General features: G+C 71.3%; 6 protein-coding genes and 1 pseudogene. 4 read left to right on the plus strand and 3 right to left on the minus strand.

The window, feature by feature from the left end; all coding sequences use genetic code 11:
* The first annotated feature begins 315 nt into the window (after positions 1-315).
* On the plus strand, positions 316-864 hold the full coding sequence (locus ROTAS13_RS14545) for a transposase (protein WP_075822692.1): 549 nt from the start codon (positions 316-318) through the stop codon (positions 862-864).
* Positions 865-892: 28 nt separating this feature from the next.
* On the opposite strand, the pseudogene ROTAS13_RS14550 reads toward ROTAS13_RS14545, so the two are convergent.
* Both ROTAS13_RS14550 and ROTAS13_RS14555 read right to left on the minus strand, forming a co-directional pair.
* Positions 893-1099: pseudogene (locus ROTAS13_RS14550) on the minus strand (hypothetical protein); the annotation flags it as partial.
* 33 nt (positions 1100-1132) lie between these two features.
* Positions 1133-2722, minus strand: coding sequence for an ABC transporter substrate-binding protein (locus ROTAS13_RS14555; protein WP_075822694.1), 1590 nt, complete (start codon positions 2720-2722; stop codon positions 1133-1135).
* Positions 2723-2882: 160 nt separating this feature from the next.
* Between ROTAS13_RS14555 and ROTAS13_RS14560 the strand changes: the two genes are divergently transcribed.
* From ROTAS13_RS14560 to ROTAS13_RS14570, 3 genes are read left to right on the plus strand one after another with little or no spacing between them, the layout of a single operon-like run.
* Positions 2883-3803 (plus strand): LysR family transcriptional regulator, encoded by a 921-nt coding sequence (locus ROTAS13_RS14560; RefSeq protein ID WP_075822695.1) that lies wholly within the window; start codon positions 2883-2885, stop codon positions 3801-3803.
* Positions 3804-3854: 51 nt separating this feature from the next.
* A complete protein-coding gene (locus ROTAS13_RS14565) occupies positions 3855-6110 on the plus strand; it encodes a hydroxymethylglutaryl-CoA lyase (RefSeq protein WP_171979104.1) in 2256 nt (751 codons plus the stop codon).
* A complete protein-coding gene (locus ROTAS13_RS14570) occupies positions 6107-8101 on the plus strand; it encodes an aconitase family protein (RefSeq protein ID WP_075822697.1) in 1995 nt (664 codons plus the stop codon). The genes ROTAS13_RS14565 and ROTAS13_RS14570 overlap by 4 nt, the downstream gene beginning before the upstream one ends.
* A 16-nt stretch (positions 8102-8117) precedes the next feature.
* Here ROTAS13_RS14570 and ROTAS13_RS14575 read toward each other — a convergent pair.
* Positions 8118-8533: alpha/beta fold hydrolase (locus tag ROTAS13_RS14575; RefSeq protein WP_216348656.1), on the minus strand; the 416-nt coding region annotated here is incomplete at its 5' end.

The raw sequence follows: 8533 nt of genomic DNA on the forward strand, positions 1-8533 counted from the left end.
TCCCGTCAGGCTGCACTCGGCCCTGGGCTACCGCTCTCCCATGACCTACGAAGCCCTCATGCAGGAGGCTGACGTCGACACGTAGCCCCCAAGCCTGAAAACCGTCCACGAGATCGGGTCAATTCCAGGCCCTGGTCGCCGAGTGGTCGGAGTTGCGACGCACCCTCGGACTGGCCAAGGTGCCGCACTATTCGACCCTGGCCCACGCCTCGCGCCGCATCCTGGCAGACGCCGAGGCCGGGGGGCTTTCATTGGCGTCCAGACTGCCATGGTCCGGCGTGCCCGAGCCGCGGCCTGATCGACACCGCACCGGTCGTGGCCGTGGACGCGACCGGGCTCGAAACCCGTCACGTCAGCGCCCACTTCGGCCAGCGCCGGTCCAAGGGCAAGGGACACCGCCAGCGGGCCTGGCCGAAGCTGACCGTCGTGCTCCATACCGGCTCGCACCTCCTGCTCGGCGCCGTGCCGGGCCTCGGCCCGAGCCAGGAATCACCGGACTTCACCCCGGCCATGCGCCAAGCTGCGGAACGGGTCGCGATCGACACCGCCCTCGGTGACGCCGGCTACGACGCCGAGCACAACCACCGTCTCTGCCGCGACGACCTCGGCGTCCGGCAGACGGTGATCCGCCTCAACCGCCGCAACACAGGGCGCCGTTGGCCCAAGACCCCGTACCGACGTGCCATGCGATACCGCTTTCCCAAGCCCCTCTACCACCAGCGCTGGCATGTCGAGAGCGGGTTCAGCCAGCACAAGCGACGCCTCGGCTCAGCCCTCACCGCCCGCAACACCGCATCCCAGAACCGCGAACTCGTCCTCCGCGTCCTCACCCACAACCTCATGCTTCTCGCCGAGGCCGCATGAGCGTTTCAACAGAGCAAAAGGCACTGTTAACCACCACCCTGTCCTCTGGCCGGAGGACCGCCAGGTAGAGCGTGGTCAGGATCGTCGCCATGGAGGCGGAGAAGGCCTGGTGGCCGCCGACCTTCAGCCCGTCCGTGTTCGGGCGGAGATGGTTGGCGTGATGGATGGTCCATGTCGCCAGCCAGAGGACCTTGCGCCCCAGCTCCGCCAGGGCCTGAAGATCGACGCCCGTCACGCCTTCCCTCTTTTTCCGGTGGACTGGAACCGGCTAGCTGCGCCGCACGTTCCAGAACTTCGCGAAGCCGGGCAGCACGCCCGCGACATCCGCGCGCAGCACCGTGGGCAGGAAGACCTGTGCGACGGGGATCCAGTTGGCCTCGCGCAGCGTCTGCACCTGCAGCTCGCGCGCGATGCGCTGGCGCTCCGCCTGATCCGAGGCCAGGAACCAGTCGCGGTAAAGCTCCTCCACCCGCGCGCTGGTTGGCCAGCCCACCCAGGCATCCCGGCCATTGGCCCGGATCGAAGGGACCACGGTCGGGTCGGTGAAATAGTCGCCGTCCGCGCTGACGCCGAAGATGTTCCAGCCGCCCTTGTCCGGCGGCTGCTGGTTGACGCGCCGCTGCACCACGCTGCCCCAGTCCATCGCCTGGTAGTCGAGGTTGAAGCCCATCTTGCGCAGCAGGTCGCCCATGACCTCGCTGACGGCGTTGTTCACCGGGCTGTCGGTGCCGACCAGCATCACCACGCGCTCGCCCTTGTAGCCGGCCGCGGCCAGCTCGCGCTTCAGAGCGTCGAAGTCGCGCCGGCCGCGCATCTCCTCCAGCCCCGCCTCGGTGGCCATCGGGCCGCCAGGCAGGAAGATGCCGACCTTGCCGCCGCGCAGGCCGGGATCGGTGCCGCTGATCATCTGCTCGAACTCGTCCTGATCCACCACGGAAAGGACCAATCGGCGGATGGCGGCATTGTCGAAGGGCGGATGCAGGTGGTTGAACTGGATGAAGGCGATCGTGCCGGCGCGGTTGGTGATTTCCGCGCGCAGCGACCTGTCGCGCCGGACCAGGGGCAGCAGGTCGGGGATCGGCCGCTCCCACCAGTCCACCTCGCCGTTCTGGATCGCCGCCAGGGCGGTGGAGGCATCGGGGATCACCTGCCATTCCACCCGCTCGAAATGCACCTGCTTCGGGCCGCTGGAAAGGCCGGGCTGGCCGCCCTGGCGCGGCGCATAGCCGTCGAAGCGCGCATAGGCCACCCGCGCGCCCGGCAGCCGCTCATCGGGCAGGAAGCGGAAGGGGCCGCTGCCGATCATCTCCGCCATCGGCGTGCCGGGATCGGAGGGGATCAGCCGCGCCGGCATGATGAAGGGCGTGTAGGGCGTGGTCTTCGCCAGGGCGAGCGGCAGCAGCGGGAAGGGACGCTTCAGGCGGAAAAGGATGGTCCTGTCGTCAGGCGCGGACAGCTCGTCGGTCGCGGCCATCAGCGTCTTGCCGAAGGGATCACGGCGCGCCCAGCGGCGCAGGCTGGCCACGGCATCCGAGGCCAGCACAGGCTCCCCGTCATGGAAGCGGAGCCCGCCGCGGAGCCGCAGCATCCAGCTTCGGCCATCATCGGCGACCTCGTGGCCCTCCACCATCTCCGGCACCGGCTCGCCGACGGCGTTCAGGCCATAGAGCGTGTCGAAGATCATGAAGCCGTGGTTGCGTGTCACCGTGGCCGTGGTGATGCCCGGGTCCAGCACCGCCAGGTCCGCCTGCGGAATGACGCGCAGCACCGAGGAGGGGCGCCCATTCGTTTGGGCGCCTGCCAGCCGTGGGGCCGCGAGCGAAGCTATGCCCGCCGCGAGGAAGCTGCGCCGCTTCATGCCTTGATCTCCTCCCTGCCGCCGGGTTCGTCCCCGCCGGATCATGCTTTGGCCCAGGTCTAACCCTCCGGTCTCCGCAAGCCAAGCCGGTCTTTCGGCACCCTCCGGCAGCGGCCATCATCGCGCCACGCCAACCCCGATCCCGTGATGGGCATGCCTCATGAACCCCTTCCAGGCCGACTGGACGACCCTGCGCATCCTGCTGGCGACGGTGGAGCTCGGCAGCATCACCCAGGCGGCGCAGCGTTGCGGCATCGCCACCTCGGCGGCGGCGAAGCGGCTGCAACTGCTGGAACGCGACTGCGGCCTGCCGCTGCTGGAACGGGGCGCGCGCGGGGTGCGCCCGACTGCGGCGGGGGAGGCGATCGCGCAGCATGCGCGCGCCCTCTTCGACCTCTCGGCCCGCTTCGCCGGGGATTTCCGCGCCTTCGCCAGCGGCGGACAGGGCAGCGTCCGGCTGGGCGCCTCGGCCTCGGTGATCGCGGGCCACGACCTGGGGGCGTTGCTGGCCGGCTTCGCGGCGCGGCATCCCGCCATCCGTGTCGAGCTGAAGGAGGAGACGAGCGGCACGATCCTCCACGACCTCGTGGAAGGACGGGGGGACCTGGGACTGATCACCAGCGCCAGCGAGATCCCGTCCTCCCTGGAGGCCCGCCCCTGGCGGCGCGACCGGCTGGTCGTCCTGTGCCGGGCGGACCATCCCCTGGCGACGGCCCGATCCCTGCGCTTCGGCGCGCTGCTGGAGCATCCGCTCATCGGCGTGCAGGAGGGGGGCGCGCTGTCGCTGATCCTGGACGACGCGGCACGCAGGCTCGGCCACCGGCTGGAATTCCGCTTCCAGGTCGGCGCGACGGAGGCGGCCCGTGGCCTGGTGGCGGCGGGGCTGGGCCTCGCCGTGGTGCCGGAGGGACTGGCCGGGACAGGCCCCGGGACGCCTGCCCTGTGCGCCGTGCCGCTGGAGGAGGGCTGGGCGCGGCGGCAGTTGCGGCTGATCACCCGGCCGGCGGCGATGCTGCCCCCCGCCGCGCGGCTGCTGCGGGATCATCTAGCCTGGCCGACTTCCGCGGATGGCGGACGCTGATCCCGCCAACCACGGCTTCACCTCCGCGCCTCGCGGGGGCATCATGCGAGCATGAGGAACGCCAAGGAAAAACCCGCCGTCACAGTGCGGGAGGTAGGGCCGCGCGACGGCCTGCAGATGATCCGGTCGGTGATGCCGACCGGGACGAAGCTGCGCTGGATCGCCGCCATGGCGGAAGCCGGCATCCCGGAGATGGAGGTGGCGAGCTTCGTGCCGCCCGCCGCCATGCCGCAGATGGCCGATGCCGCCGAGGTGGTCGGCAGCCTGCGCGCCTCGCATCCGGGGCTGCAGGTGATGGCGCTGGCGCCCAACCTGCGCGGCGCGCAGAATGCCGCGGCCGCCGGGGCGCAAGCGATCGTCCTGCCCGTTTCCGCCAGCGAGGCGCACAGCCGCTCCAATGTCCGCCGCAGCCGGGCGGAGCAGGTGGCGGAGTTCCGCCGCGTGGTGGAATGGGCCCGCACGCTCGGCGCGGCGCGGCCCTCGATCGAGGCCGGGATCTCCACCGCCTTCGGCTGCTCCCTTCAGGGCGAGGTGCCGGAGCGCGAGGTGATCGCCCTGGCCGCCGAACTGGCCGGGGCCGGGGCCGATGCTGTCGCCTTGGCCGATACGCTGGGCTATGCCAGCCCCCGGCAGGTCCGCCGCTTGGTGCGCGCGGTGCGGCTGGAGCTCGGCCCCGTGCGCCTCGGCAACCTGCATCTGCACGATACCATGGGCACCGGGCTGGCCAATGTGCTGGCCGGGCTGGAGGAAGGCGTGCGCGGCTTCGATGCCGCCCTGGGCGGGCTCGGCGGCTGTCCCTTCGCCCCCGGCTCGGTGGGCAACATCGACACGGAGGACCTGGTCTATCTCCTGGAATCGGAGGGCTTCGACACGGGCATCGATCTCGCCGCGCTGATCAAGACGCGTGCCCTGTTGCAGGAAGGCCTGCCCGGCGAGGTGCTGCACGGCCGTGTCGCCAGGGCCGGCATCCCGCGCACCTTCCATCCGGCGCGGGAGGCCGCCGCCCGGCCGGCCGAGGCGGCACCGGAGGCCGTCCCGGCCACGCCGCGCGGCACGACCGGCCCGCTGCACGGCATCCGCGTGCTGGAATTCACCCATATGATCATGGGGCCGAGCTGCGGCATGGTGCTGGGTGATCTCGGCGCCGACGTGATCAAGGTCGAGCCGGGCCCGGAAGGCGACAACACCCGGCGCCTGATGGGCGCGGCGATCGGCTTCTTCCCCAGCTTCAACCGCAACAAGCGCAGCCTGTGCCTCGACCTGAAGCGTCCCGAGAGCCTGGAACTGGTGCGCCGCCTCGCCGCCGAGGCCGATGTGGTGCTGGAGAATTTCCGCCCCGGCGCGATGGACAAGCTCGGACTCGGCCATGCCGATCTTTCCGCGCTCAATCCCCGGCTGATCTATTGTTCCTGCAAGGGCTTCCTGCCCGGCCCCTACGAGCACCGCGCGGCGCTAGACGAGGTCGTGCAGATGATGGGCGGCCTCGCCTACATGACCGGGCTGCCTGGCAAGCCGATGCGCGCGGGCTCCTCGGTCAACGACATCATGGGCGGCTTGTTCGGCGTGATCGGCATCCTGGGCGCGCTGCGCGAACGCGAGGCCACGGGGCGGGGCGCGCATGTGCAGTCGGGGCTCTTCGAGACCAACATGGTGCTGATGGCGCAGCACATGGCCGCCAACGCCATCACCGGGCAGAACCCGCCTTCCTTCGGCGATCCGGCCATGGTGAAGCCCTGGTCGGTCTATGACGTCTTTGACACGGCCGATCCCGGCGAGCAGGTCTTCGTCGGCGTCGTGACGGAGACCCAGTGGCGCGGCTTCTGCGAGGCCTTCGGCCTGTCGGACCTGTTGCGCGACCCGGCGCTGGCCACCCAGGCGCAGCGCGTGCTCGACCGGTCCCGATACCTGCCCCGCGTCGCGGAGGTCTTCCGGCGGCTTTCCAAGGCCGAGCTGATGGCCCGTTGCGAGGCGCTGGGGCTGAGCTTCGCGCCGATCGCCCGGCCGGGCGACCTCTTCGACGATCCGCATCTGCGGAATTCGGGCGGCCTGCTGGACACAGAGATGGCGAGCGCCGAAGGCGCCGCCCGCGTCGCGCCCGGCGGCACCGCCGCGCGCCCGCTGGCGGGGCTGCCGGCCCTGCCCGTGGCCGTGGACGGCGCCCGCCTGGGATTGCGGCGCCAGCCGCCGCGCAGCGGCGAGCACAGCCTGGAGATCGCGCGGGAGGCCGGGCTGTCCGAGGCAGAGATCGGGCGCATGGCGGCGGCGGGCCTGCTCTGGGCACCCGACCTGCCGATGGCGGCGGAATGAGCGACCGCCTGGAACTGCCGGGACGCGTCCTCTTCCTGTCCGGCGACCCGGAACTGGTCACGGCGCAGCTCGGGGGCTGCGACCTGACGCTTGCCGAAGCGGGGCGGCTGCGCGACGACGTCTCCACCGACGAGATCACCCCCCTGCCCTCGCTCGTCCATTTCGACGAAGCGCTGGCCGACCATGCCTATACCGACGTCAAATGCGACGACGCCTTGCCGTTCCGGCCCGGAGCGGCGCGCGCGGGTGGCTTCTCGGTGGTCGTCGCCGGGGCACGCTACGGCAAGGGCTCCTCCCGCGAGCACAGCCCGCTGGCCGAGAAGATGGCCGGCATCCGGCTCGTCATCGCGGAGAGCTTCGAGCGTATCTACCGCCAGAACGCCGACAATCTCGGGCTCTTCACCTCGACGGATTTCGGGCTGGTCGAACGCATCCGGCGCGGCGAGTCGATCGGGGTGGAGGAGCTCGTCGCGGGCCGGGACGCGGTCACTGCCGCCGTGCTGCGGGCCGGCGGGCTGCTGGCCTACGGGCGGTGCGTGCTGCGGCACGCATCCGGCGCACGCCCGGCGGTGTTACCGGGGCCGCAGACCCTGGCCGCCAAGATCCTGGCCCGTCATGCCGTGGCGGTTCCGGGTGCCGGGGAGCGACCCGAACCGGGCTCGGGGATCTTCGTGCGCGCCGACCTGCGCTTCATCCACGACATCTACACGGCGATGTGCCGCTTCATGCTGCGCGGCGCCTTCGGCGAAACGCCGGTGCTGGAGGACCCTGGCTCCATCCTCACCTTCGAGGACCATTATTCCTATGCGCACCGGAGCCCGGCACATGTGGAGCGCGGATTGCTGCCGCATGTCCGGGCGCTGTCGGAGGCGCACCGCGCCTTCGTCGCCGAGCATGGGCTGACGGATCACGGCTACCTTCCGGGCGGAGAGGGCTCCGAGGGCATCTCGCACGCCCTGGTGGCGGAACGCTACGCCCTGCCGGGGCGGCTCATCGTCGGCACCGACTCCCACACGCCGCACAGCGGTGCGCTGGGCTGCCTGGCTTTCGGCGTCGGCACCACGGACATGGCGAATGCCATGGTGACCGGCATGGTGCGGCTCAGGGTGCCGGAGGTGCTGCGCATCGAGATGCAGGGCAGCCCGCCGCCCGGCGTGACCGCGAAGGACATCGTGCTGCATCTCCTCGCCCGGCCTGGGCTGAAGGCCGGCACGGGCGTCGGAAAGGTCTTCGAGTTCGCGGGGCCGGGCGTTGCCTGCCTCGGCATCGACGAGCGGGCCACGCTCACCAACATGACGGCCGAGCTGGGGGGCTTCGCCGGGATTGTCGCCCCCGATGCCGAAACCCGGCGCTTTCTGCGCGATCGGCGCGGCATCGACTTCGAGCCGGAACCCTGGATGTGCAGCGATCCGGGGGCACCCTATGCCGAGGTCATCACCCTGGACCTGTCGCACCTGTCGCCCATGCTCGCCGCGCCGGGCGATCCGGGGCGGGGCGTGCCCGTCGCGGCGCTGGACGGGCCGGTGCGGATCGACATCGCCTATGGCGGCTCCTGCACCGCCGGGAAGCGCGAGGATTTCGACCATTACCACGAGGTGCTGGCCTGGGCCGTGGCGCGCGGACTCAGGCCGCCGCCGCATGTCCGGCTGCTTCTGCAGTTCGGCACGGCGGCCGTGCGGGACTATTGCGCGGCGCGCGGCTACCTCGACACCTTCGCGCGCATTGGCGCCGAGATCCTGCAGCCGGCCTGCGGCGCCTGCGCCAATTGTGGCCCCGGAGTCTCGGTTTCTCCTTCCCAGGTGACGGTCAGCGCCATCAACCGCAACTTCCCGGGCCGCTCCGGCCCCGGCCAGGTCTGGCTCGCCAGCCCGCCGACCGTGGCCGCCAGCGCCATCGCGGGGGAGCTGATCTCCTTCCAGGCGCTGCGGGAGCGATATCCCCTCCCCATGCCGGGTCTCGCGGGAGGCGCCGGGACGAGCGTGCCCGGCTGACGCGACGGTGCGGCGCTCAACGCGCGCATTCGGCCAGGAAGTCCCGCATCAGGGCCGCGACACGCTCCGGCCCTTCCAATGGCAGGAGGTGCCGGAGGCCCGACAGGACCTCCAGCCGGGATTCGGGGAAGTGCGGCGCCATGAGCCTCCGTTGCGCCGCCGGGCCCAGATCCGCGTCCTCGCCGCCAGCCAGGATCAGCGTCGGATAGGGCAGGATGCCGACGCGCCGGCCCCAGTCCTCCCGGCTGCCGGATTCAAGCCAGTGGCGCCAGGCGGCGGGGTTGGCGCGCAACACGTCCTCGATCGCCAGGCGGCGTGACTCGGGCGGCAGTGTGACGACGTTGTTGTCGATGAAACGCTCCGCCTGGGCGCGGCGCTCCTCGGGCGGTCCCTGGAACCATCCGAGCATTTCCTCGCGGCGGGCCTCCGCCA

It is taken from the genome of Roseomonas sp. TAS13 (genome assembly GCF_001950415.1).
Taxonomy (GTDB): domain Bacteria; phylum Pseudomonadota; class Alphaproteobacteria; order Acetobacterales; family Acetobacteraceae; genus Roseomonas; species Roseomonas mucosa.

Coding starts and splice junctions, on each gene's coding strand:
- ROTAS13_RS14570 (WP_075822697.1), top strand. CDS start 6,107: ATGAGCGACCGCCTGGAACTGCCGGGACGCGTCCTCTTCCTGTCCGGC.
- ROTAS13_RS14555 (WP_075822694.1), bottom strand. CDS start 2,722: ATGAAGCGGCGCAGCTTCCTCGCGGCGGGCATAGCTTCGCTCGCGGCC.
- ROTAS13_RS14565 (WP_171979104.1), top strand. CDS start 3,855: ATGAGGAACGCCAAGGAAAAACCCGCCGTCACAGTGCGGGAGGTAGGG.
- ROTAS13_RS14560 (WP_075822695.1), top strand. CDS start 2,883: ATGAACCCCTTCCAGGCCGACTGGACGACCCTGCGCATCCTGCTGGCG.